This is a genomic window from Candidatus Stoquefichus massiliensis AP9 (assembly GCF_000455285.1).
Taxonomy (GTDB): Bacteria; Bacillota_I; Bacilli_A; order Erysipelotrichales; family Coprobacillaceae; genus Stoquefichus; species Stoquefichus massiliensis.
This window is the reverse complement of sequence record NZ_HG005291.1, coordinates 1-25,586: the sequence shown is the minus strand read 5'-3', so window position 1 is coordinate 25,586 and position 25,586 is coordinate 1. Positions and strand designations below refer to the sequence as shown.

The following is a 25,586-nucleotide window of genomic DNA, read 5'->3' as shown; positions in this document are numbered from 1 at the left end:
CTTGAGAAAGGGTGATCATTTTGTCGAAAAAAACATTTGAAATATCAAATATTCAATCAGTTGAAGAATTGAATAAATTGAGCCTTGAATTAAATTCAAGAGAACAGGTTTCACATATTAAAATTAATAAGGCTAGCATTACTTTTAACTGTATTGATATTGATGCTTTAATACGCCTTATTCATGGGATTAATAAAGAATTAACAATTAAAGAAATTGTTGATGGCGTGAAACGCCAATATGATTTTGCACAAAAAAAAGAAACAAAACATTATTTTATGTTTAGAAATATGATAACAGAAGATGATATTGATGTCTTGGTTAAGAATCTTGAAGAAGATACAAGATATCATGATGTTCGCTATGATTCACAAAATAAATTATTAACATTAATTTCATCACAGCGTGATGTATTAAGTTTGATTCGTAAGGAATTGTTTAAAATCAATCCTTCAATAGATATTATTGAACATCGTAAGCCTATTCGATCTCAGGATGTTTTTAATCAGAAATATTTACAGACATATATTCGTATTGGTATTTTTCTTGTTGTCATTGCACTTGCAATTATTACATCTAAAGACCATAGTCAAATAACACCAATTTTATGGTTTATAACTATGTTATTATTAGGTGAATCAGTATTAAAAAATGCTTTTAAAGATATCATGCAAAAGAAATTTTTTAAGGAAGATGTTTTAGCATTATGTGCTATGATTATGGGGATTGTATCAGGGGCCTATTTAGAAACGTGTATTGCTATTGTTTTATATCAGGTGACAACACCATTATTAAATAAAGTTCTTGAGCGTTCTTTAGAAAAGATTGATAAGGCAGTAGAAATGCCTGAAACAGGTATAAAGGTTGCTGATAATCAGGAAGAAGAAGTTTCATTGTATGAAGTAGAGGTTGGAGATGTGCTTGTGATTAAACCGGGAGAAACAATACCTATTCCTGGAAAGGTTACAAAAGGACCTTCTGAATTGAATACTTATTCTAATACAAGTACTTATGAATTGGTTAAAGTGAAAAAAGGTAGTATTGTACATAGTGGTGATGTGAATGCTGGTCAAAATCCTATTTATGTTAAGGTCAGTGAAACTTATGAAAGTTCAAATTATATTGAACTTATGAATATAGCAAGTGTGGCACCGTCTTTTGAATCTAAAATAGAAAAATATGTTAAAATATTATCTAAGTTCTATACACCTATTATGGTTATTTTAGGATTGGTGTTAGGAATTGTTTTACCAATTATTAACTTTAAGGATTATGGGCAATATATTCATGTAGGTGCTATTTTATTGTTGTTATCTGGAGCTTTATCTAGTGACCAATCAACATCATTAGGAATGCTGGCTGGATTTGCTAAAGCGTTTCAAAATGGAATTATTATTGAATCTTCTTTAGGATTGGATTCTATTAATGCAACGCAAACGATTGTTTATGATCGATTTGATGGTGTAGAGGTGACTGAGGAAGAATTGGAATTATTTAAGAAATTATCACATATGGGAAGAGTGCTGGTGATTTTTAATGATGGACCAGTAGCTTTAGAAAATGATCAATATACAATATATAATGATTTATCTGTTGAAGAAAAATTAGAAAAAATGGATTCATTGGTGGGACCTATTGTTTATATTGGAGATAGTTTCAAAGATATTGAATTGTTGCAAAAGAGTTATGTTGGAATATCTAGAGGTGGTTTGGCTGACTCTAAGGTTGTAGAAAATAGTGATGTTGTTTTAATTGATTCAGAATTAAATAGAGTTTATGAAACATTCTTGATTGCACGAAAGATGCGTTCAATTGCTGTGGCTAATAACGCATTAACACTGTTTATGAAACTAGCTATCTTGATTACTGTGATTTCATTTACAGGATTACCACTTTGGAGTGTTGTTTTTATAGAATTCTGTATTAGTGCTTTTGTTATGATTTCTGCAACATTTATTTTAGAGTAGGATAATTTCTACTCTTTTTTTGGAGGGATGATCAATGAAAATTGTTATAGCACCAGATTCGTTTAAAGAAAGCATGAATGCGATGGAAGCTGCTTTGTCCATCCAATCAGCAATTCATCATTATGATAGTACAATTGAAACAATCTGTACGCCTTTAGCTGATGGTGGGGAGGGAACACTTGAAACACTTGTATATGCTATGCAAGGAATCATTAAAACATATCAGGTGACAGGTCCTTTATTTGAACCAATTGAAGCTCCAATAGGATATGTTGGAAAAATAGCTATTATTGAATGTGCAAAAGTCTGTGGTTTAGAATTATTATTAGAAAATCAAAAGAATCCATATCATACAACAACATATGGGTTGGGTGAACTTATTATAGAAGCAATGCATGCAGGAGCTAAGAAACTCATGATTTGTTTGGGTGGGAGTGCAACAAATGATGGTGGAATAGGGATGTTGACTGCATTAGGCGTTCGCTTTTATAACCAACAAAAATGTGATGTAAAACTGACTATGCAAGGTTTAGTGGAAATATGTGATATTGATATATCACATATCAATCCAATGATTCAAGAGGTTCAAGTTATTGGTGTATGTGATGTGAAAAATCCATTATGTGGGAAGCAAGGTGCAACTTATATTTATGGTGGTCAAAAAGGTGTTTTATTAGAAGATATGCCACATATTGACCAGAATATGGAAAAATATGCAAGACTTGTTGATCAATACTATGGTTGTGATTATCGATTTTATTCAGGGGCTGGAGCCGCTGGTGGATTAGGATATGCTTTATTAGCTTTCTGTCAGGGAACACTTCAACCGGGTTTTGATATTGTCAGTAAAGTTGTTGCTTTAGAAACACATATTGCTACTTGTGATAAAGTGATTGTTGGAGAAGGAAAAATAGATCGTCAAACTCAATATGGAAAAACACCATATGGTGTATTAAAGATTGCTCAAAAGTATCATAAAGATGTATTTGCTTTTGCTGGTAAAATTGAAGATAGAGATATTTTGAAAAAATTAGGATTTAAAAATGTTTATAGTATTACACCGGAAGACATGGCGTTGGCTTATGCTTTGAAAAATGGACGCTCGCAGTTAGAAAAATGTGTTTTTAAGCATATGGAGGAAATTATACATGAAATATAATGTTGAACATGCAATGCCATTAATGGAGTTTTTACTTAATAAAACGCAAAAGAAAAGAAATGATATTAAAAAACTACTTAAATTTGAAAATATTTATGTTGATGGGCATATTGAAAGTTATTATGCATATCCTTTACAAATAGGACAAGTTGTTGAAATTCAAGCAAAAAAAGGAAATCAATTACTTTTTTCTATTTTATATGAAGATAAGGAATTGATTGTGATTGATAAGCCTTGTGGTTTGTTAAGTGAACAAACGGCTGGAGAAAGTGAAAAAACAGCTTATAATATTGTCAAACAATATCTTAAGAAAAATAAAGAAAATATTTATATGGTGCATCGTTTGGATCAATATACTTCAGGTATTTTAATGTTTGTCAAAAGTAAAAAATTATATGACCTATTAACACATGATTGGAATCATTATGTAAAGATTAGAGGATATATAGCAATTGTGGAAGGTAAGATGAAAAAATCAAAAGGAACAATTGAAAACTATCTAACTGAATCAAAGACTCAAAATGTTTATATAACAACCAAAGAAAAAGGTAAAAAAGCTATTACACATTATAAACAAATTCAAACAAATAAATATTATAGTATGTTAGAAGTCTATCTAGACACAGGCCGTAAAAATCAGATTCGTGTTCATCTTTCTTCTTTACATCATCCTATTATTGGGGATGATAAATATGGTGCAAAGACAAATCCAATCAAAAGATTAGGATTACATGCTCATGAATTGATGTTTATTCATCCTATTACGCATAAGGAAATGCGTTTTACATCTCAAACACCAGAATCTTTTCAAAAACTCTTCAAAAAAGGTTGACATATACGATTGAATTCGTTATGATGTATCAGTAAATGAAAAGTAGTGGAAAGAAGAAGTGCCTACTTCTCGCCCGAATGAGAACATCGTTGGGCTAACGTCACTAAGATATCATATCTTAATGTCAATATGTGGGTACTTTATGTGCTCACTTTTTATTTGTACTACAAAATTTATAGGAGGTGGCTATTATTAGCAAGTATAACAACCAAACAACAAATGATGACTTGGTGAATGAAAAAATTCGTTTTAAAGAAGTTTTAGTTATTGATCAAAATGGTGATCAATTAGGAGTCATGTCGAGTAATGCTGCAAGAAATATCGCATATGACGCTAATCTTGATTTAGTCTGTGTAGCTGCAAAAGCAAAGACACCAGTGTGTCGTATTATGGACTATGGAAAATATCGTTTTGAACAACAAAAGAAACAAAAGGAAATGAAGAAGAATTCCAAGGTTGTCTCTTTAAAAGAAACACAATTATCTCCAACAATTGATGTTCATGATAAAAATGTCAAATTGAAGAGAACGATAAAATGGTTAGAAGATGGAGACAAAGTGAAAATTGCTGTACGTTTTAGAGGAAGACAATTAGCTCATATTGATATTGGTCAAAAAATACTAAATGATTTCGTTGCTGAATGTGCTGAGTATTGTATTATCGAAAAACCAGCAAAAATGGAAGGACGAACATTAACAGCTATATTAGCACCAAAGAAGAAATAACAGGAGGACAGAATTATGCCAAAAATGAAATCTCACAGTGGTCTAAAAAAACGTTTAAAAAGAACAGGTTCAGGGAAATTGAAACGTAGTCATGCGTATGTTTCACATTTATCTCATAACAAGACTCATAAACAAAAGAAACACTTAGCAAAAGCAACTTTAGTACACCCTTCAGATATGAAGAGAATTAAATCTAGATTACAAGGGTAATAAATAGGAGGAAAGAAATATGGCAAGAGTTAAAGGTGGATATACAACTAGACGTAGAAGAAAGAAAATCTTAAAGTTAGCCAAAGGATATTTTGGTTCAAAGCATACATTATATAAAACAGCTCATGAACAAGTCATGAACTCATTAGAATATGCATATAGAGATAGAAGAAATTTAAAACGTGAAATGAGAAAATTATGGATTGCACGTATTAATGCAGCTGCAAGAATGAATGATATTTCATATTCTCAATTAATGCATGGTTTAAAATTGGCTAATGTGGAAATTAACAGAAAAATGTTATCTGAAATTGCAATTGCTGATCCTAAAGGATTTACAGCAATCGTAGATTCTGCAAAAAAAGCTTTAGCAAAATAATCAAACTACACATTGTGTAGTTTTTTTCTTTGTAAAAAAGAAAACGCTTTCTATTGACAAGTGATATGTAAGAATTTATACTTATACGTAGCATGCTACATATAAACGGAGGAAGATGATGGATAATCTAGATATCAGTGTTTACATTTATAAAATATCAACTGCGATAGTGACATCTATTAATCATAAGTTAAAACCATATCATTTAACTTTTCAGCAATTCTTAATACTTTGGTTTATTAGTCAGCAGAAAGGTGAAGTGATAGGAAAGGATATCTGTCAATACTTAGGAATTTCACATCCTACAGCAGTAGGATTAACATCAAGAATGATTCGTCATGATTTTTTAATTTTTTCTATTTCTAAAAAAGATCGTCGACAAACTTCTTTTGCATTATCAAAGCGTGGCAGAGAAGTTTTAGAAGAGACTCAGGGAATTGTTGATGGTGTTCAAAAGAAGATTATATTGGCATTAGGAGGAAATACAGATTTATTTAAGGAATGTTTATTGGGTTTAGAAAATGTTTTATAAAGGAGTTTGAAAGATGGGAACATTGAAGTTTTCTATAAGAATGTTAAAAAAAGAGTATAAGAAGAGCATGGTTTATACATTGACATTATCTTTAACAATTGCTGTAACATTCTTGTTTTTTAATATTATTGATAATGTTTATTTAATGAATGAAAGGCATACAAATGCTTCTCTTTCAGGAATAGATATTCCTTTTTCATCAACATTATCATTTATCATTATTATTTTTTGTGCTTTTATGATTATTTTTGCAAATAATTTCTATATTTCTCGAAAGACTAAAGAAATTGCTATTATGACTATGTCTGGTTCTGGATTTATGGATACAACTATGTATTTATTCTATCAAAATTTGATAATGACATTGATGGCGTTTCCTCTTGGTATTGGTTTAGGAGCTATTGCATCAATAGGAGTCAATCAGTGTATTTATCAATACTTAAGTTATCAGGTACCGATGTTTTATATTCCTGTCAATGCAATCTTTGATACAATGATTTGCATTTGTGCAATAATTGGAGCACAGCTTGTTTATGCTTCAGGGTTCGTATATCGTAAAGATATCCAATATATGTTATCACAGGAAAATAGAAATACTTTAAAAGATGAAAGGATTTTACAAATCCCTACTTCAGTTTATTGGGTGGTTTATGTATTAGGGTTTATTTTACTTGTGAGTACTCCATATACGTCCTCTTCAGCATTGTTTCCGTGCTTTATTGGAGCTGTAGCAACAGGAGGTATGATTAAATATTGTTTTTCATCTTTGTTTATGAAACTCAAACAAAATCATTTTATAGCAAATCGCTTATGGCTTATTGCTTTATCAAATCTTTATTATTCATTGCGTAGAGCAGTTTTGCTTATTGGTATATATGCTGTTTCATCAAGTGTGATGATTGCAATTATGATTTCGCAACAGAATAATCCACGTGAGATGGTTACATCTATTGTAGGATTTGTTGTGATTATATTATTGCTACTGGCTAGTATTCTTTATAAATATTCAATGGAAGCAACAACACGTAAAATGTTTTATTATAATCTTTATAAATTGGGTTACACAAATCATCAGTTATTATCTATTATAAAAAAAGAAGTGTCTTCATTTTATGCTATATTATTGGGATTACCATTTGTTTATATTATTGTTACATTGATTCAGGCATTCATACATCAGGGAATTAGTTTGGAATTCATGATAACAGTTATACTGACACAAATATTGTCTGCCTTAATAGCAGGAGTGTTAACCTATATATCATATAAAAATGCTGTGTTAAAGGCACTTAAGGAAGGAGTTCATTATGAATAAGGAAATTTTAGTTGCTGACCATGTTACGAAAATATATGGCATTGAGACAAAGAATCCTGTAACAGCTTTGTCAGATGTTTCTTTAACAATGTATGAGGGGGATTTTATATGTGTGATGGGACCATCAGGATCAGGAAAATCTACATTTATTAATAATCTTTCAACGATTGATGTACCTACAAAAGGTTATGTTTATATTGATGGTAAAGAAGTGAGAACAATGGGAGAAAATGAAATTGGTCGTTTTCGTTATGAGAATCTTGGTTTTATTTTTCAAGAATTTAATTTATTGGATTCATTAACAATTTTTGAAAATATTGCTGTTCCTCTCTCATTAGCTAATATTCCACTTCAAGAAATGAATGAAAGGGTTGAAACAGTTGCTCAAAAGTTAAATGTACATCAACTCTTAAATAAGTATCCTTATGAATGTTCAGGAGGTCAAAGGCAACGTGCTGCCATTGCAAGAGCATTAGTTACTAATCCTAAACTGATTGTTGCTGATGAACCAACAGGAAATCTTGATAGTCAAAATTCACATGAATTATTAGAATTGTTTAAACAGTTAAATGATCAAGATGGTGTTTCAATTTTAATGGTGACGCATGATTCTATGATTGCGAGTTATTCACAAAAATTATTATATATCAAAGATGGGGAAATTGAGGAAACAATTGAAAGAGGTCATTTATCTCAAAAAGATTATTTTTATAAAATTGTTGATGTGAATTCAGTAGAGTCGCAGAAACTCTTTGTAGATTAACAGGCTTAGCCTGTTTTTTGTATGAAATAAAAAAAAGTGTGTATACTTTGTTTGGTTCATATTCAGTTGAAATGATTTGTTTATGATAAGAAATAGTTATATAATATATGACTAGGAGGTTATAAAAATGGTAGATTTAGAAATGTTAAAGAAAATAAGTTTAGTGAATGGAATTTCAGGATTTGAGAAACAGGCAACACGTTTGATGAAATCATATATTGAGGATTGTGTTGATGAAATTCAATATGATCAATTAGGAAGTTTGATTGGAATTAAGAATGGTCAAAGTGATTTGAAGGTTTTATTAACAGGACATGTTGATGAAATTGGGTTTATTGTGAAAGATATAGATGAAGGTGGATTTATTAAAGTGCAGCCAGTTGGTGCTTGGATGGGACAGAATTTACCATCTTCTTTAATGGCAATTACAACACGTGATGGACGTGAAATTAAGGGCGTATTTGGGTCTGTACCACCACATGGAAAGTCAGTAGAAGAAAGAAATAAAGTTGTTGAGCCAAAAGACTCATTTATTGATATTGGAGTGTTAAGTAAACAGGAAGCACTTGATTTAGGAATTCATAAAGGCGATCCAATTACACCTGTTTCTGAGTTTACAGTCATGGGAAATGAAAAATGTTTGATGTCAAAGGCATGGGATGATCGCATTGGTGTAGCGGTCATTATCGAAGTTTTGCGTCAATTAAAAGGACAAGATATTTACCCTACATTGTATGGAGCAGGAACTGTTCAAGAAGAAGTTGGGCTTAGAGGAGCTAAAACAGTAGGACAAATGGTCAAACCAGATATTGCGATTGCAATTGATGTCACTTTCTCACAAGATTTACCAAGTGAAAAAGGAGATGTGAAATTAGGTAGTGGTGTTGCGTTAAGCGTGATGGATGGTAGCGTTATTGCTCATACAGGTTTATTAAAAGCGTTAGAGTCATTATGTGAGGAACATCATATTGCATATCAGTTAGATATGATTGCGGCTGGTGGAACAGACTCTGGAGAATTAAGCAAGGTTGAAGCAGGTGTTATGAATATCACGTTATCTATTCCATCACGTTATATGCATTCCCATCGTACAATTATTCATGTGGATGATTTTGATGCGACTGTTCAATTGTTAGTTGCATTTATTCGTACATTAGATCAAAATTTATATACTGCAATGGTTGAGGATAAAAGATAATGGGAGCACTCATTTTAGAAGGTGGAACATTTCGTCCCATCTTCTCAAGTGGGGTCATGGATGCATTGCTTGATGCTGGTATTGATTTTCCTTATATTATTGGTGTATCGGCTGGCATCACTGATGGCTTTTCTTATGTTTCTAAACAAAAGAAGCGTAATTATGATATTCTCATGAATCATCGTCATGATAAACGTTATGTTGGAATACGTAATTATTTAAGTGACCGAAGCTTGTTTGGATTGAAATTTGCTTATGAAACAATCCCAAATGAGTTGTATCCTTTTGACTGGAATTGTTTTTTAAATAATCCAGCACAAATTAAAGTAGGCGTCACAAATGTAGATACCGGACAATGTGAGTATTTAGATGGCAAAGAATTGGATGAACATTGTACAATGCTTAAAGCAACATGTGCAATTCCTTTCGCTTTTCCAGTGATTCATCTTAATGGAAAAGGATATTATGATGGTGGTATTTGTGATCCGATTCCTATTAGAAAAGCAATGGAAGATGGACATGAGAAAATGCTCATTGTCTTAACAAGACCAAAAGGATATTGTAAAACTCTTTCTAAGGCGAATGTATTAGCGAGTCGTCGTTTGAAGAAAAAGTATCCAAAACTTGTAGAGCCACTATTGACAAGACATGATCATTATAATCAAACAGTAGCTTATTGTGAACAGTTGGAACGTGATGGAAAGGCTATTATTTTAAGACCCACTCAGAAAGTTCAAATTGATTCTTTTGAAAAAGATTTACAGAAGATAGAATGTATTTATCGATTTGGTTATGATTTAGCTATGAAAAATATTGAAAGTATAAAAAAATTACTTCTGTAGATATTTTTTGACATTTTCACACACTTTTAAAATAATGTTTTGTCAATTATCATATATGATAATACTGTAAGAACAATACATAGAGAAAGGAAGATTGTAAAATGGAAGATATGAATGAAAATGTTTTTGAAGAAAACAAAGAGTCCCATGAATATATAAATCAGCCAAATGGCCAAAAAGGACCACGAAATAAGTGGAATAAGAATACGATTTTTAAATTCATTGTATCGGTTTTATTAGTTGTCTCTTTGGCTTGTAATGGATTTTTGATGTATAAGGTTTTAGGAACGTCATCTTCTACGAATGGTTCAACAACTAATGCGAAAGTTCAAACAATTAATTATGATGTGAAAACGGATTTAACTGATGTGATTAAGAAAGCAAAAGAATCAACTGTTGGTGTTGCTGTTTATCAGAATAATAAACTTTCTGGTAGTGGTAGTGGTGTTGTTTATAAGATTGATGGAAAAACAGTATATGTCATAACAAACCATCATGTTATTGATTCAGCACAATCTATTGAAGTGATTTATTCAAATGGTGAATCTGTGAAAGCAGAGTTGGTTGGTAGTGATCAATATGGAGATATTGCAGTCTTGAAAATGAATGTGAATTTTGATGTGACTGCTTTTAAAACTGGAGATTCTGATTTGTTAGATTCTGGTGAACCTGTTATAGCCGTTGGAAGTCCATTAGGAATTGAATATGCTGGCACAGTTACACAAGGAATTGTCTCTGCTGCAAAACGTACTGTTTCTGTTGATTTAAATGGTGATGGAAAAGAAGACTGGGATATGAATGTTATTCAAACTGATGCAGCAATTAATCCTGGAAATAGTGGTGGTGCATTGATAAATGCAGTTGGTGAATTGGTTGGAATTACTTCAATGAAATATTCATCAGAAGAAGTAGAAGGTATGGGCTTTGCTTTACCAATTAATGATGCGATTAAACTTGTAGAGGAAATTATTTCATCAGGTAAAGTCAATCGTCCAACATTAGGAATTTCTGGTTTATCATTAGATGGATATTCTTCATATGAACTGTATATGTATCGTATTCAAACAAATTTGAATAAAGGTATTTATGTTGCGAGTGTTCAAAGTGGATCAGCAGCAAGTTCAGCAGGTATTCAGGCTGGCGATGTTATTACAAAATTCGATGGTGAAGAAATTCAGTCATATAAAGACTTTTTAACAAAACTTTATTCTAAAAATCCTGGTGATACTGTGAAATTGACAATAAATCATAATGGTTCTACATCTGACGTCAATGTAAAACTTGGATCTTCTTAAGGAAAGACGAAAGGTCTTTCCTTTTTTCTATAAAAACTATATAATGTGAAATGGTGATATTATGAATAAAGAAATCAAAAGACAATTAATTTTATCAGTTGTTTTATTATGCATGTTAGTTGTTACATTGTTTTTTTGGTATGATAATTTTATTTTTCATACATATGTGAACACAAGTGATTATCAGTATTGTTTTATGGGAAATAATGATGATTTGAGTGTTAATGGTTATGAGTTTTATAAAGATCATGATGAACAAAGTCATGGTGGGGCAAGAATTGTTGCATTAAATGATCGTTTCTTTTTGGAAGGTGATCAAGTTATAGCGACTTTTGTTGTTAAAAATGGTAAAGAGGAAATGCGTTATGTGCATCAATTAGATGTGAAAAGTGATAATGAAGTTCTTTTTATGAATCATGAAAAAACACAAGAACAGATGTCTGGTGATGAGTTTAAAGAGACAAGTTTAGAAGTTATTGTAAAGCGTGATGATGAGAAAGTTTATGAACAGACGCTGCCAATGAATATGCAACAGATTATTGCATACAATGGAGCTAATAAGAATTATGCTTTGCAAAATGTATATGCAACAGCATCGTGGTTAAAAACAGGGGATTTTGTTTCAACAGATAAACAAATTGATAAGGAATATCCTTATATTATTATTGATTATCTTTATTTGAAAGAAAATGGGGATGTTGACAATATTAATGATTATGAACGTTTTGCTTATGTTAAAGGAAAGACAGAAGATATTTTGAATGGTAAAAATAAAACTGTTGCTTTCTATGATGATAAAGGATCTTTATTAGAACGTGAACTTCGATGTGTAGTGACATTAACAAAGAAAGATACAGACACTGAGGGATATACATTTATGCTAAATTTAAAAGGGGCAATTAAGGCGGTGGATAGTCATGAAAAGTAGAAAAGATTTTGTTACTATTTATATGTTTAGAAATGCTCTTGCGACTTTAATGGCAGCTTTTATAGCTTTTATTATTTCGTTGATTCAATACTATCAGTGTTCATTTGCTGAAGCTATTCAAAGATTATTTGTTTTTGATATTTATACAACCTTATATTTTCTTTTAATGTGGGTGTTTGATTATGTGGTTTTTGAAATATCAAAAATTGTTTATGATATTTATGAAGAGAAAGTGACTTTTTTACCATGTATTGGTTTATGGATTCTCTGTATTTGTATATTCTTTATTCCTATTCTTGATTTATTTCAATACAATTTATTTATTTTATGTTTATTAATAAGTTTAAGAATGATTAAGGAAATGTGGAAAAGAACGCCAGAGTTATTTGTATGGGTGCATAAAATAATTGATAAAAAAAGCAGACCAGAAACTGGTCTAAAGTAAATCAGAAATATTTTGGAGAAACTGTTGTTTAGAATGGGTATCTAATGAATTATAGTATTGTTCAAATAAAACACCTAATCCAACAAGAATTGTTTCTTCTTTTGAGGCAATACCATCATCTATTGTCTGTTGGAGTTGAGAGGCTGAAAAGCCTTTTAAGTTCATTAATAGAGCTTCACGCATTTGTATCATCCTTTCTTATATAATATAGGTCATTTATATCGAGTTTATTCAAGGAGTTATATGAAAAGTTATCAAATTGTTTTAAATCAGCAAATTATTGATTATGATGTTTATTTTAAACAAATGAAATCCATTCGGATGAGAGTGAAAGATGGCAGAATTGTTGTGAGTGCACCTTATTTGACACCTATTTCATTTATTGAAGATAATATTCAAAAATATCAACATCAATTATTGAAACAAATAGAAATATTTGAACCTTATGCTCAATATCAAAATCATGGTTATATTTATATTTACAATCATAAATATGAAATTCTTTTGAGAAATGTTGAACAAAAGAAGTGTCAGATACATGATCAAAAATTATATGTATACCATCAAAATATTCAAAGTTGTATAGATATTTATTTAAAAAAAATATTGTTAGACTACATTGAAGAGAAAGTCATTGCATATTTAGCACATGACTTTGATCTAGATATGCCACATATTGAAATCAAAAAATATAAAGGAAGATGGGGAAGTTGTTATTATCGAGAAAATAAAATAACTTTTAATCTTTCTTTGGTTCATTTAGAAAAAGAATTAATTGATTATGTCATTGTGCATGAACTGGCACATTTTTTACAGCCTAATCATTCTTCTCAGTTTTATCTGGAAATTGAAAAAAGAATGCCTGATTATAAAAGTAGATTAAAAAGTTTAAAGGAGAAACATGTATGATTACATCTATTCAAAATGAAACAATAAAGAAAATAATGAAGTTAAAGCAAAAAAAATATCGTGATGAGATGAATCTTTATCTTATAGAAGGTTTTCATTTAGTAGAAGAAGCTAGAAAACATCAGTGTATTCGATACATTATCACAACATTAGATCAACACTTTGATGAAGAAACTTTATATGTTTCTGAGTCAATCATGAAAAAATTAGCTTTTACAAAAACGCCTCAGCCTATTATGGCAGTGTGTCATAAACCACATAATCAACAACTTCAGGAAAATGGTAAAAGATATGTGTTGTTAGATAGGGTGCAAGATCCAGGAAATGTTGGAACCATTATGCGTACGGCTTTAGCGTTTGGCTATGATCAAATCATTATGTCGCCAGATTGCGTTGATTTATATAATGATAAGGTCGTTCGTGCAACACAAGGGGCGTTGTTTCAAATGAATGTTTGTATTATGAATTTAACAGAAGCAATTCGATTTTTACAAGATATAGGTGTTGATGTTTATGGAACATGTTTACATCAGGCGCAAAGTATAGATTCATATAATTCAAAAGAGAGAATGGCTTTTATTATGGGAAATGAAGGGCAAGGTGTGAGTGAGGATATTCTCGGTTTATGTAATCATCGGCTCTATATTCCAATTCAAACTGTTGAATCTTTAAATGTTGCAATTGCAGCTGCAGTAACAATGTATCATTTTCAAGTATGATAAGAGGAGAATGAAAAATGAGTGTAGATATAACAATTTATCAACAAGGATTATTTAAAAAGAAATTAAAAATGAAAGATATTTTAATGGATCAGTTTGCTTATGGAAGATATGATCAAAATTATGTTTTGATTCCTGATGAAAGAAATGATAATGAATTGACTATTTATCATCCTGATCATATTGCTAGAGGAATCAGTGTGATTTGGAATGAAAATGAAGCATCGCAGATCGGTTTGCATATGTTATTACCTACAACGAGTGAAGAGATAGATGATCTTTATTTATTAATTGAACATCTTTGCAAACTTTGGAAAACAACAACATTTATACAGGATGGTGAAGAAAAATCATTGAATGAAATCAATGAATTGAAATCATATATTAAAGATTTTAGTTATGCATCATTACAGTCTTTTTTGAATGATCATGATAATGGTAACTTCTTTTGTACAATGTGGCCCTATTATTTTCGTTCTCAAGATGTACAGCATTGGCTAACTGATAAAACATTAACAAACTTTGCTAATGATTTGCATCAAAATCAGATAAAAGACTTGTATTATGCAAATGCTCATATGTATAAAACACAAGATGATTCTATATTAGGGGTCTATACAGTAACAGCGACTGTTGATACAATCTTTCCATTAAAACCAATGATACCTATGTCATGTATAAACTTTCAAACGGGTGAAAGTATTGAAGCAGATCATTATATTGTTGCACTTGTCTCACTTGAAAAAGAAAAGATGCTGGGAGATATTTCTTTTGATGAATTTATGAAAGAGTTATCTCATCATGAATTACATGAATTTGATAGTGAACATATTTTCTTTGAAGGTTTAAGTGAAGAGGAAATAGAAACGATTTATCAAAAATATAATGGATAATTTGTGTTATATAAAAAAGACTTGTTTTTATGTTGAGTTTTGGCTATAATATGAACAGTAAACACGATGAAGAGGACAAGTAGATAAAGAAATTGTGAAAGAGAGGAAAACAGTTGCTGTGAGTTTTCTGACAATGCATTTATTGAATTCACCTTGGAGTGCGACTAATCATCGCCGTCAACACAACGTTACTGTGAATTAAGTGCATAACAAGAGTTTGTTATGAATTAGGATGGTACCGCGATTATAATCGTTCCTAGATGGAACGATTTTTTATTTTGAAGGAGGAACATATGGACGAACTATTAAAGATTAAGGAAGAAGCCTTAACAAAGATTCATGATTGTATATCATTAAAAGAATTAAATGATTTAAGAGTCTTCTATCTAGGAAAAAAAGGGCCAATGCAAGCGGCAATGAAATCAATGAAAGATATGTCAAAAGAGGAAAGAGCTTCTTTTGGTCAGGTTTCCAATAAAGTTAAACAAGAAATAACACAAGCTATTGATGAGAAAAAATTAACTTTAGAAGAAGCTGAGATGAATGAAAAACTTAAGAGTGAAAAAATTGATATTACTTTACCAAGTAATGCTTTAGCACTAGGGAGTATTCATCCATTATCTATGATTAGAGAAGAATTAGAAGAATTGTTTATTGGTATGGGATATTCTATAGCTGAGGGGCCAGAAGTTGAATCTGATCATTATAACTTTGAATTAATGAATCTACCAAAAGGACATCCGGCAAGAGATATGCAGGATACTCTTTATATTGATGAAAATACTTTGATGAGAACGCATACGTCGCCAGTACAAGCGCGTACTATGCTGGATGCAAAAGGAAAAGGACCAATTAAAATTATATGTCCAGGAAAAACTTATCGAAGAGATGATGATGATGCAACACATTCTCATCAGTTTAGTCAATGTGAAGGACTGGTTATTGATAAAAATATTACAATGGCTGATTTAAAAGGAACATTGGAATTATTTGCTAAGCAAATGTTTGGAGAAAAACGTGAAATTCGATTAAGACCATCATATTTTCCTTTTACAGAGCCAAGTGTTGAAGTTGATATTAGCTGTCATAATTGCGAAGGAAAAGGTTGTCCAATGTGTAAATATACAGGATGGATTGAAATTTTAGGAGCTGGTATGGTCAATCCTAAAGTGCTAGAAATGTGTGGTTTTGATCCTGATGTTTATCAAGGATTTGCTTTTGGAATTGGATTAGAACGTGTTGCAATGTTGAAATATGGTATTGATAATATTAGAAATTTCTATAGTGGTGATTTAAGATTCTTAAATCAGTTCACGAGAAAGGATTAGTGTATGGAAGCAAGTTTAAAATTATTGAATCAATATGTAAAAGTTGATGATTTCACAGCAGATGAAGTAGCTGCTAAATTAACATCAATTGGTCATGAAGTGGAAGGTATGCATGTCTTTGCAAGAGGTGATAAACTTGTTGTGGGATATGTTCAAGATAAAGTCGCTCATCCAGATTCGGATCATTTAAATGTATGCCAGGTTGAAATTGCTCCAGGTGTTGTGAATCAGATTGTTTGTGGTGCTCCAAATGTGGATGCAGGACAAAAAGTCATTGTTGCATTACCTGGATGTGATTTGGGAGATGGTTTTAAAATTAAAGAAAGTCATATTCGTGGTGTCGAGTCTAATGGAATGATTTGTTCAATTGCTGAGCTTGGAATTGAACAACGTTTGTTAAAAGAAGAAGATAAAGCGGGAATTCATGTATTAGATAGTGATGCACCAATTGGTGTTGATGCTTTGAAATATATGGGTTATGATGATACTGTTTTAGAAATTGGATTAACACCAAATCGTTCTGATTGTATGGCAATGATTTCCTTAGCTTATGAAGTAGGGGCTTTACTAAATCGTGAAGTCAAAGTTCCAAAAATGATTGATATGGATGAGTTAGATAGTGAAATCACAGTAGAAGTAAAAACTGATTTATGTCCATTCTTTGGTGCTAAATTAGTTAAAGGTGTTATCACTAAAGAATCACCAGAATGGTTAAGAACAGCATTACTTGCAAGTGGAATGAAACCTATTAATAATATCGTTGATATTTCTAACTTTGTGATGATAGAAACAGGTCAACCTATCCATATGTATGATTATGACAAACTTAAAACAAAAGGTTTTGTTATTAAAACAGGTTTTCAGCAAAAAGCAATTTTATTAGATGGGCAAGAATATGATATTCTTCCAGAAGATATTATTGTATCTACTGATGATGGAATTGGATGTGTTGCTGGTGTCATGGGAAGTAATGATACAAAGATTGATGAAAACACAGTTAATATTGTGATTGAAGCAGCTACCTTTAATGGTGCTAATTTAAGAAATACAGCACGTCGATTAAATTTATTAACAGATGCATCTCAACACTATATTAAAGGTGCTATTGACACAGCGAATACAGAACGTGTTTTGAATCGTTGTGCATCTTTATTAAAAGATTTAGCAGATGCAAAAGAAATTTATAAGAGTGTTACAACGCCTTATACACCTGAAAAGAAAATTGTCACATTAACAACAACACGTGTTAATGGTTTGTTAGGGACAAAAATTTCTACTGATGATATTGCAGATATCTTTACAAGATTACATTTTGACTATACTCTAGACGAAGAATCTTTTACAGTGACTGTGCCAACATATCGTAATGATATGACAATGGCAGCTGATTTGATTGAAGAAGTCGCAAGAATGTATGGCTATGATTATATTCCTAGTACATTACCGTATATGGAAATGACCAAAGGGGCATTAAGTCCAGTGCAAGATAAAACAAAGTTTATTAGACATTTATTAGCTGATTTAGGATTACATGAAGTCATGACATATACATTAACGTCTCCTACAATGGTTAATGATTTTAATCTTTTCCATAAAGCGGATACAATTGAATTAATGATGCCTTTAGGAGAAGAAAGAAGTGTGACTAGAAAATCAGTCATTCCTTCATTACTACAAGCTATTAATTTTAATAATTCACATGCTAATAAAGATGTTTGTATTTATGAGTTATCTCATACATATTCAAAAGATACAGAGATTCAAACTCTATCGATTGCCTGTTCAGGAATGTATCATACGGTACCATGGTTACAACAATCTCAAAAGGCTGATTTCTATTTAGTAAAAGGGTTTGTTGAAACAATCTTTAAGAAATTATGTATTGAAGAATCTCGATATACACTGAAACCAGTTGAAGAAAACAATCAATATTTCCATCCAGGAAGAAGTGGTTATATTGTTATGGGGAAAGATATTGTTGGTGTGATTGGTGAAATTCATCCACGTATGGCTAAAAAGTATGATGTAAAAGATACTTATGTTGCTGAATTAAATCTTTCTGTTCTTTTAAATTTAAAAACAAGAGCGTTGAAGTTTACTCCAATTCCTCAATTTCCTTCAGTAACAAGAGATATTGCTTTAGTTATGAATCAGGATATTCCAACATATGATGTTGTTCGTACTATTCAAAAAGCAAGTAAACGATTGATTTCTAAAACACAGATTTTTGATGTTTATGTTGGTGAACATATTGATGAAGGAAAAAAATCAGTTGCTATTGCATTAACTTTCCAGGATTCAACAAAGACGTTGGATGAAACAACAATTAATGAAGTTATGGAGCAGATTCTTGAGGCTGTTACAAAAGAATATGACGCTCATTTACGTGCATAATAAAAAGGGACATTGTCCCTTTTTGAATATAGTAGGAGGAAATGATATATGAGACATTTAAAAAAAAGGGTTTATGTTTTGCCTATTTTATTTGTTGGTATCATAGGTTTAATTTACTGTTTATATCATCGTAGTCATATTGATGTGTTAAATAACGGTCGTATTTATTTAGAGGCCGGAGAAAAATTAAGTCATGATGCAAGTGAGTATCTTAATTTGAACTTTTATCTTCCTCATGAAAAAGAAAAAATTTCTCAATCAGCACAAATTCTTATTGAAAGTATAGAGTATATGGATGAAGAAAGCTATCCAGCAATAGGCGAGTATCCAGTGAAAGTTGTTTATCAAGATGATATCTATGAGTGTGCTTTGATTGTTCAAGATACGCAGCCACCAACTATTCAATATCAGTCTGATATAGTTTATAAAGACAAAAATTTTAATTTAATGAAGTGGATTCAAGTAGATGATAATTCGGGAGAAGAGTGTCAGTTAAAAATTATTAAGTCTAATCTTAACATTGATAAAATTGGAAAATATACAGTAGAAGTTGAAGCAACTGATTCAACGGGGAATATAGCACATGAATCATTGACTTTGAATGTTGTAGATAAGACTGCGCCAGTTATTTCTTATGGTAATCAATTGATTGTTGTAGGGAATACATTTGATCCTTTGAAAGGTGTAAAAGCAATTGATGACTTAGATGGTGATTGTACTGCTAATATAACTGTCAATGGAGATGTTGATACTCAAAAAATAGGTGTGTATCCTATTGTTTATCAGGTCAGTGATCAGGCTGGTAATCAAGCAAAAATCAAAAGAGAAGTCGTTGTTGCAAATCGTTCCTATAAAATAAAAGATGTGCCAATGATTATGCAAAATCCTGGCTATTATAATGGCTGTGAATCAGCATCATCAACTATGTTGCTGCAATATCATGATTATGAGATGTCTTTATCAAAACTTGTTAAACAAGTGCCAACGATTCCTTTGCAAACAAAAGATGGAAAACTTTATGGAGCTGATCCAAATGAAGCTTTTACAGGAAGTATGAGCCGTGAAGGATATGGTATTTATTGTAAACCAATGATAAAGGTTGTTCAAAAAGTGATAAAGAATCAATCTGGTGAAGAGAAAGTTATTGATTTAACAGGTGTCAGTGTTGATGAACTATTCAGTTATATAGCACGAGATTATCCAGTTCAAGTATGGGCGACTGCTTCTATGAATGATGTCAAATATTCTTCTACAAAAAAATGGTATGTGAAAACAATAAGTGGAGAGTATACAAATCAAAGAATATCTTTTCCTATTGCAGAACATTCATTATTACTGGTGGGTTATGATGAAAATAATGTTATAATGAATGATCCTTTATCTGGAGTTCGTAAGTATTCACGTAAAGCATTTGAAAAAGCTTATAAGAGTATGGGAAGTCAAGCTTTCACTATAGTAGAATAAAAGAAGAGATGTGTCTCTTCTTTTATTCTACATTTATAAAATTCTTTGTTTTTATACGTTTATAAACTTGTAATGTGGTAGAAGATATTAAAATAGCTAATGCTAAAGAAATACCAATTCCTAAGGTAGATAAGAAACTTTCCATGAATAAATCATTCATACCTTGTACAGCATAGAGCATAGTATAATAAATACCACTTCCTGGAACAAGCGGGAAACAACCAACAATAATAAAGATAGTTGCAGGAGCCTTATAGTAACGAGCCATCATTTCAGCTAACAAAGCAACACAGAGCATAGCTATAAAACTTTGTAAGAAAGTATTATTTAGAAATTGGGTCACTAGATAAATCATCCATCCTAAGGTTCCAATCAGAGAACCTGTAAAAGCAAAACGTAAATTCTTATGAATTCTAAATATAAAAGTAAATCCAAAGCAGCCAACAAAAGCTGATAGACACTGAATAACTTCCTGCATATTATGCTCCCTTCAATAACATCATCATAATCCCAACACCGATTGCAATACTTGCAGCAATTAAAATGGCTTCAATCATGCGTGATAAACCAGACACAAAGTCACCACCAATAATATCTCTTAAACTATTTGTAATAGCGATACCAGGCACCAATAACATCAATGTTCCTGTAATAACTGATTGCTGATCACCAATCAAATTCATTTTATGTGCAATGATTGCAATGGTTGACAGGACCATGCTTGATAGAATGGTTCTTACAATGCCATTCATATTTAATTTTTCCATTAAATATATAAAATAATATAAAACAAATCCAATGATTGCTGAAACGAGCATTTCATTCCATCCACCACCAAAGAAAACACAAAACATAGCAGCAGAAACAATATAACCAATTAAGATTAATTGAAAATTTAATTTTTGAGATTTGATTTCATCAATTTTTTGACGTATTTCATTATTATTTAATTCTTGATTGCTGATTTGACGAACAAGATTATTTAATTCATAAAGATGATCTAAATGCATACGGTTTGTACGTGAACGTTTAGACGAATGATAAGGTGTACCATCATGACGAGTTAAGGAAAGTGTAAAATAAGTAGGAATCGCAAAAACTTCTACATTTTGAAATCCTAATCCTTGACACATACGCTGTAAAGATTCTTCTACACGATAAATCTCTGCACCATGTTTTAATAATAAATAACCTATTTCATTAATCATTTCTAATATTTCTAAATCGTTCATGTTTTCACCTCACAGTATTTATTTATAACATAAATTGATGTCTCTGCATAGTCTTGATTAAAATTATTTTCTTATTTTGTAAATTGCTATAATGTCTTTAAATATACTGTAAAATAAATAAGAGCAAAGGGTGGAAAAGAAGTAGATAAAAATCGTTTTTGAATAGTTCTATTGTATATGAATATATTCTTAATCTCTCTATCAAATTGAAAATTATGTGAATTATCCAAAGAAAACCTTATGACGAAAGAATGATAATTTCAAAGCGAATAATATTACGAAAAAATATTATTTCAAGTTATTGTTAAAGATTTAAAGTCCTCTATTGAATAGAATGAGATTGTGAAATTAGAAAAGATGGAATAGGTGAGACAATAGATGAAGATGAGGTAGGTCTATATGAAACTGTTTTTAAAGAGAGGTTGGATATAACATTTGACGGAGTATTACAACAGAGGATAAAAGAAAGTGTAAGATTGATTATATAAGAATAGGTGATCGTATTGTTAGTCTATTGATTGAATATATGTATTGAAAGGGACGTTTATGCATGAGATGATTTATGGTTTTGATGGTATTTATTTGTATTATAATCTTGGAGATGTATATAGTTTGGGAATATGAAAATGGTAAAATATTTAAGGGTTTTCAGGTAAAATTGAAAAGGAGTAAATTATGATAAGATTAATTGTATGTGATATTGATGGAACTTTATTAAATTATGATAATACATTTGATGAAGTGAGTTTTCATAAGATTAATGAAAAACGTGCACAAGGTATTGAGTTTATGTTTGCAACAGGAAGAGATTTTGATATGGTTGATGATTTTTGTCAGTTAAAAAAGGTTTATAGTCCATTGATTCTTAATAATGGAACACAATATAGAAGCTATAGTGGTGATGTTAATGATTACTATCCAATGGAGCAAAAGTCTTTTGAACAAGTTATGGAAATTTTGTTAAAATATCAATATCATATTTCTGTTCATACACAACAGGGAAAATATATTTTTGAAGATATTGATACTTATTATCAAAGACATATTGATATTCTTAAAAAATCACGTAATATTGAAGATGAATCATTGTTTCCCAATGCAGCATTTTTTACAAGAAAGGGTTTTTTAAGAAATGTTCATCCTGTTAAGCATATTGATGAACTTTATCAACAAGGAGCATTGCCCTTAAAAATAGATGCTCGTCATATAGATCCGTCTATGGTTGCAGGAGTCAGCCATTTGTTCGATGAAATAGGTCATTTACATATATCTTCTTCTTATGCTGAAAATATTGAAATTACAAGTGATATTCATGATAAAGGTAGTATGCTTAAAGAAGTTATAAAAGAGAAAGGGCTGTCTATTGAAGAAGTGGCAACTTTTGGAGATGGTCTTAATGATGTAGGGATGTTAGCAGGTTTCCCTTATTCATTTGCACCTGCAAATGCACATGCCGCTGCAAAAGAAAAAGCATCTTATTCATTAGATGTAACAAATGAACAAGGTGCTGTGAAAAAAGGAATTGAGATTTTAGAAACATTACATCTTATTTAAGATAAGGAATATGAGAATATTCCTTTTTTATAAATTCTTCTTTTTGTGGTGATAATAAAGAGAGAAGTTTTGTTGCCTTGATTTCTATATCTAAGGCTGGATGTTGATAACGAGATATATTTGTAACAATTGTATAAGGGCATTGCTTTTTAATATGGGATAAGTATTCGCGTCCGCTTTCATTCATAGCAAGGATTCGTAAATAATCGATATGCATAGCTTCTTGAATAGAACTTTTACTATTGTTCATAAGGATATGAATGAGCATTCTTTGAATACGAGGTTTAGTATAACGTTTTGAAGAAACAGCATTAATGAATTCTGACATAGAGTGCGCTTTTTGAATGTGTTGAATTAGTAAGTTTTCTAATCCCTCATCTACAAGATGGATATTATGTAATTCGTGTTTATCAATTGTTAGAAGGCGATAAGTCAAATAAGGATAAAAATCATCAAGTGAATAGACTTCTCTATCATATAATTCTGGATGAGGAAGTGAGTGCTGATAGTCTATTTGTTGAAAGATAGCTTGTCGTATAGCAGTAGCACTAGCAATATGCTTGAGTTGTGTATCGTGATAATCATTGGTTCTTTGAAAACAATGAGGGGTTATTGGATACTGATGGGAAATGATTTCTTTCACATAACTGAGCCCTAATAAATCATTTGGTGTCCTAACTTCTTTTCCCATAATTTGTTTAAGAGCCTGATTACAGGCATCAGGGTAACGTAAACCATCTTTCATTGCTTTTTGAACAACAAGGTCATATTCTTTTTGATCTTTAAAAATGGCATGAGCAATTTCTATGAATGTATCAATATGACCATCTTCACTTCCAAAGCAGATATCAGTGACACCAATGGCATGTAGTAAATCAATGGCTCCCATTGCAAAATAATCTGCACTTTGACAACTGTATACAAAAGGAAGTTCAATCACTAAATCAACACCAAATTCAATAGCTAATTGGCTACGATTCCATTTGTCAATAATAGCTGGTTCTCCTCTTTGGACAAAAGAAGATGACATAATAGCAATTGTATAATCACACTGTATCATTTCTTTGGCTTTTTGTATATGATATTGATGTCCATAATGAAATGGATTGTATTCAACAATGATCCCTAAAACTTTCATATTCTCACCTCTTTTGGATAGTTTATCATAGTTTTATCATTATGGGTAGATTATAGACAAAAAGAATGAATTATTCGCTGAAATATGATAAATTATGATTGACATATTTAGCAGTTTTATATATAATTGGCTATGCGGTGTAAAGGGTGATTTTTTTGAAGTGGAATTTACAATGGATTGTGAAACAGAAAGATGGGTGTTTTGATTTTGAAGAAACACTATACTTTCCATCTGAAATGTTCCACAACTTATCTCAAATCAATGGTTTGAAGAGTGTGTTTGTGACTGGACAAGGACGTCTAGACATGAAAAATCGTCACTTATACGTTGATTTTAAAGTCAAAGGTCAAATGATTCTACCATGTGCCGTTTCGTTAGAAGATGTGGATTATCCTTTTGAAATTAATTCTTCTGTAACTTTTGCTTTTTATAAACCGCTAGATGACGAAGATGTCATAGAAGTGAAAAGAGATACAGTAGATTTAACTCCAGTGATTTTCCAAGAAATCATGTTGGATGTCCCAATGCGCGTCGTCAAAGATGGTGCAACTTTGAAAACCGAAGGCAATGGTTGGAAAGTATTAAATGAAGAAGACGAACATGAGGATGAGGATTATATAGATCCTCGCTTAGCGAAACTTAAAGATTATTTTAAGGATAAAGAATAAGGAGGTGTACCTATGGCAGTACCACAAAGAAGAGTTTCAAAGACAAGAAGAAACAAAAGAAGAACACATGACAAGTTAACTGTACCAGCTGTAGTTGTTTGCCCTGAATGTGGAGAATACAAATTATCTCATAGAGTATGCAAACATTGCGGAACTTACAACGGACAAAAAGTGTTATAAAAAACTGCCTTAGAAAGGCATTTTTTTATTTTATAAAGTTTTTAAACTTCATTAACTTTCAAAATTATAAAGTTGTTCCTTTTGTTCATACAAGTTGCTATGTTCTTATCTATGCAGAAACATCATCTATACAACTTCAATTATGATGTTACCTTTGGCAATCTGTGCAAAATATTCTTTTCTTGGATGTGGTCTATCACCAGGAACAACATAATTAAATATGTTATCATTAACAAATCCACAAGATTCCAGTCGATATCTCCATTATATAAGAAATATCAGCTTGTGAGTATATATTCATCATCATTTTTATTTTTTATAAGATTTGATTGATAAATATGTAAATAATCGGCAATCATCTGTACTTTATCTATTTGTGGATATTTTTGCACTTACCCAATCAGAAACATTGCTTGAGGTAATATGTAAGTCATTAATTATATCTGATTGTGATTTTAATAAAAAATCTTTATTTTTAAGGTATGGTTTGTTATGATATAGAACCTGACTTTAGAAG

At 31.0% G+C, this 25,586-nt stretch carries 27 protein-coding genes and 1 other annotated feature; of the genes, 23 read left to right on the top strand and 4 right to left on the bottom strand.

What is annotated here, in order from left to right; genetic code table 11:
* Window positions 1–20: 20 nt before the first annotated feature.
* The 14 genes from BN350_RS19190 (at window position 21) to BN350_RS12700 (ending at window position 12,590) form a co-directional block, all read left to right on the top strand.
* Window positions 21–1,967, top strand: a complete 1,947-nt coding sequence (locus tag BN350_RS19190; RefSeq protein WP_044600316.1) for a P-type ATPase actuator domain-containing protein — start codon at window positions 21–23, stop codon at window positions 1,965–1,967.
* A gap of 34 nt (window positions 1,968–2,001) precedes the next feature.
* Window positions 2,002–3,126, top strand: coding sequence for a glycerate kinase (locus BN350_RS12760; protein WP_028043957.1), 1,125 nt, complete (start codon window positions 2,002–2,004; stop codon window positions 3,124–3,126).
* The gene (locus BN350_RS12755) at window positions 3,116–3,958 is read left to right on the top strand and encodes an RluA family pseudouridine synthase (protein WP_028043956.1); all 843 of its coding nucleotides are present in this window, start codon (window positions 3,116–3,118) and stop codon (window positions 3,956–3,958) included. Before BN350_RS12760 ends, BN350_RS12755 begins: the two co-directional genes overlap by 11 nt.
* A 182-nt stretch (window positions 3,959–4,140) precedes the next feature.
* Window positions 4,141–4,683 carry a translation initiation factor IF-3 gene (gene infC, locus BN350_RS12750; protein ID WP_081652913.1) on the top strand — a complete coding sequence of 181 codons (543 nt, stop codon included), beginning with the start codon at window positions 4,141–4,143 and terminating at the stop codon, window positions 4,681–4,683.
* A 15-nt stretch (window positions 4,684–4,698) separates the two neighbouring features.
* Window positions 4,699–4,893, top strand: a complete 195-nt coding sequence (gene rpmI, locus BN350_RS12745; RefSeq protein WP_028043954.1) for a 50S ribosomal protein L35 — start codon at window positions 4,699–4,701, stop codon at window positions 4,891–4,893.
* A 19-nt stretch (window positions 4,894–4,912) separates the two neighbouring features.
* Window positions 4,913–5,272, top strand: a complete 360-nt coding sequence (gene rplT / locus BN350_RS12740; RefSeq protein ID WP_028043953.1) for a 50S ribosomal protein L20 — start codon at window positions 4,913–4,915, stop codon at window positions 5,270–5,272.
* Window positions 5,273–5,390: 118 nt separating this feature from the next.
* A complete protein-coding gene (locus tag BN350_RS19185; protein WP_049945571.1) occupies window positions 5,391–5,804 on the top strand; it encodes a MarR family winged helix-turn-helix transcriptional regulator in 414 nt (137 codons plus the stop codon).
* 13 nt (window positions 5,805–5,817) lie between these two features.
* Complete coding sequence (locus BN350_RS12730; RefSeq protein WP_028043952.1) at window positions 5,818–7,119, top strand: FtsX-like permease family protein; 1,302 nt, start codon at window positions 5,818–5,820, stop codon at window positions 7,117–7,119.
* The gene (locus BN350_RS12725; protein ID WP_028043951.1) at window positions 7,112–7,882 is read left to right on the top strand and encodes an ABC transporter ATP-binding protein; all 771 of its coding nucleotides are present in this window, start codon (window positions 7,112–7,114) and stop codon (window positions 7,880–7,882) included. The genes BN350_RS12730 and BN350_RS12725 overlap by 8 nt, the downstream gene beginning before the upstream one ends.
* 127 nt (window positions 7,883–8,009) lie before the next feature.
* Window positions 8,010–9,080: a M42 family metallopeptidase gene (locus BN350_RS12720; RefSeq protein WP_028043950.1), complete on the top strand. Its 1,071-nt coding sequence runs from the start codon at window positions 8,010–8,012 to the stop codon at window positions 9,078–9,080.
* Window positions 9,080–9,922 carry a patatin-like phospholipase family protein gene (locus tag BN350_RS12715; protein WP_028043949.1) on the top strand — a complete coding sequence of 281 codons (843 nt, stop codon included), beginning with the start codon at window positions 9,080–9,082 and terminating at the stop codon, window positions 9,920–9,922. Before BN350_RS12720 ends, BN350_RS12715 begins: the two co-directional genes overlap by 1 nt.
* A gap of 101 nt (window positions 9,923–10,023) precedes the next feature.
* On the top strand, window positions 10,024–11,217 hold the full coding sequence (locus BN350_RS12710) for a S1C family serine protease (protein ID WP_028043948.1): 1,194 nt from the start codon (window positions 10,024–10,026) through the stop codon (window positions 11,215–11,217).
* A 61-nt stretch (window positions 11,218–11,278) separates the two neighbouring features.
* A complete protein-coding gene (locus BN350_RS12705) occupies window positions 11,279–12,145 on the top strand; it encodes a hypothetical protein (protein WP_028043947.1) in 867 nt (288 codons plus the stop codon).
* Entirely contained in the window at window positions 12,135–12,590 is a 456-nt protein-coding gene (locus BN350_RS12700; protein WP_044600315.1) for a hypothetical protein, read from the top strand. Before BN350_RS12705 ends, BN350_RS12700 begins: the two co-directional genes overlap by 11 nt.
* On the opposite strand, the gene sspI is transcribed toward BN350_RS12700, so the two are convergent.
* Entirely contained in the window at window positions 12,582–12,773 is a 192-nt protein-coding gene (gene sspI / locus BN350_RS12695) for a small acid-soluble spore protein SspI (RefSeq protein WP_044600314.1), read from the bottom strand. The two genes, BN350_RS12700 and sspI, sit on opposite strands and share 9 nt — an antisense overlap.
* A 60-nt stretch (window positions 12,774–12,833) precedes the next feature.
* On the opposite strand from sspI, the gene BN350_RS12690 reads away from it, so the two are divergent.
* The 6 genes from BN350_RS12690 (at window position 12,834) to BN350_RS12665 (ending at window position 20,297) form a co-directional block, all read left to right on the top strand.
* Complete coding sequence (locus BN350_RS12690) at window positions 12,834–13,499, top strand: M48 family metallopeptidase (protein WP_028043944.1); 666 nt, start codon at window positions 12,834–12,836, stop codon at window positions 13,497–13,499.
* Window positions 13,496–14,218, top strand: a complete 723-nt coding sequence (locus tag BN350_RS12685; protein WP_028043943.1) for a TrmH family RNA methyltransferase — start codon at window positions 13,496–13,498, stop codon at window positions 14,216–14,218. Before BN350_RS12690 ends, BN350_RS12685 begins: the two co-directional genes overlap by 4 nt.
* Before the next feature lie 17 nt (window positions 14,219–14,235).
* Window positions 14,236–15,111: a DUF4299 family protein gene (locus BN350_RS12680; protein ID WP_028043942.1), complete on the top strand. Its 876-nt coding sequence runs from the start codon at window positions 14,236–14,238 to the stop codon at window positions 15,109–15,111.
* Window positions 15,112–15,168: 57 nt separating this feature from the next.
* Window positions 15,169–15,372, top strand: a binding site (T-box leader).
* 32 nt (window positions 15,373–15,404) lie between these two features.
* On the top strand, window positions 15,405–16,439 hold the full coding sequence (gene pheS, locus BN350_RS12675; protein WP_028043941.1) for a phenylalanine--tRNA ligase subunit alpha: 1,035 nt from the start codon (window positions 15,405–15,407) through the stop codon (window positions 16,437–16,439).
* Between the two features lie 3 nt (window positions 16,440–16,442).
* Entirely contained in the window at window positions 16,443–18,833 is a 2,391-nt protein-coding gene (gene pheT / locus BN350_RS12670) for a phenylalanine--tRNA ligase subunit beta (RefSeq protein ID WP_028043940.1), read from the top strand.
* A gap of 48 nt (window positions 18,834–18,881) precedes the next feature.
* Window positions 18,882–20,297, top strand: a complete 1,416-nt coding sequence (locus tag BN350_RS12665) for a C39 family peptidase (protein ID WP_028043939.1) — start codon at window positions 18,882–18,884, stop codon at window positions 20,295–20,297.
* Window positions 20,298–20,319: 22 nt separating this feature from the next.
* Here BN350_RS12665 and BN350_RS12660 read toward each other — a convergent pair whose 3' ends face one another.
* Window positions 20,320–20,775 (bottom strand): threonine/serine exporter family protein, encoded by a 456-nt coding sequence (locus tag BN350_RS12660; RefSeq protein WP_028043938.1) that lies wholly within the window; start codon window positions 20,773–20,775, stop codon window positions 20,320–20,322.
* A 1-nt stretch (window position 20,776) separates the two neighbouring features.
* Window positions 20,777–21,529 (bottom strand): threonine/serine exporter family protein, encoded by a 753-nt coding sequence (locus BN350_RS12655; RefSeq protein ID WP_028043937.1) that lies wholly within the window; start codon window positions 21,527–21,529, stop codon window positions 20,777–20,779.
* Window positions 21,530–22,204: 675 nt separating this feature from the next.
* Between BN350_RS12655 and BN350_RS12645 the strand changes: the two genes are divergently transcribed.
* Window positions 22,205–23,083 (top strand): HAD-IIB family hydrolase, encoded by an 879-nt coding sequence (locus BN350_RS12645; protein ID WP_028043936.1) that lies wholly within the window; start codon window positions 22,205–22,207, stop codon window positions 23,081–23,083.
* Here the strand turns inward: BN350_RS12645 and BN350_RS12640 are convergent.
* Window positions 23,076–24,221, bottom strand: coding sequence for a nucleotidyltransferase (locus BN350_RS12640; RefSeq protein ID WP_028043935.1), 1,146 nt, complete (start codon window positions 24,219–24,221; stop codon window positions 23,076–23,078). The two genes, BN350_RS12645 and BN350_RS12640, sit on opposite strands and share 8 nt — an antisense overlap.
* Window positions 24,222–24,367: 146 nt before the next feature.
* On the opposite strand from BN350_RS12640, the gene BN350_RS12635 reads away from it, so the two are divergent.
* Both BN350_RS12635 and rpmF read left to right on the top strand, forming a co-directional pair.
* Window positions 24,368–24,889, top strand: a complete 522-nt coding sequence (locus BN350_RS12635; RefSeq protein WP_231385284.1) for a YceD family protein — start codon at window positions 24,368–24,370, stop codon at window positions 24,887–24,889.
* A gap of 12 nt (window positions 24,890–24,901) precedes the next feature.
* Entirely contained in the window at window positions 24,902–25,069 is a 168-nt protein-coding gene (gene rpmF / locus BN350_RS12630; protein WP_008790438.1) for a 50S ribosomal protein L32, read from the top strand.
* Window positions 25,070–25,586: the final 517 nt, after the last annotated feature.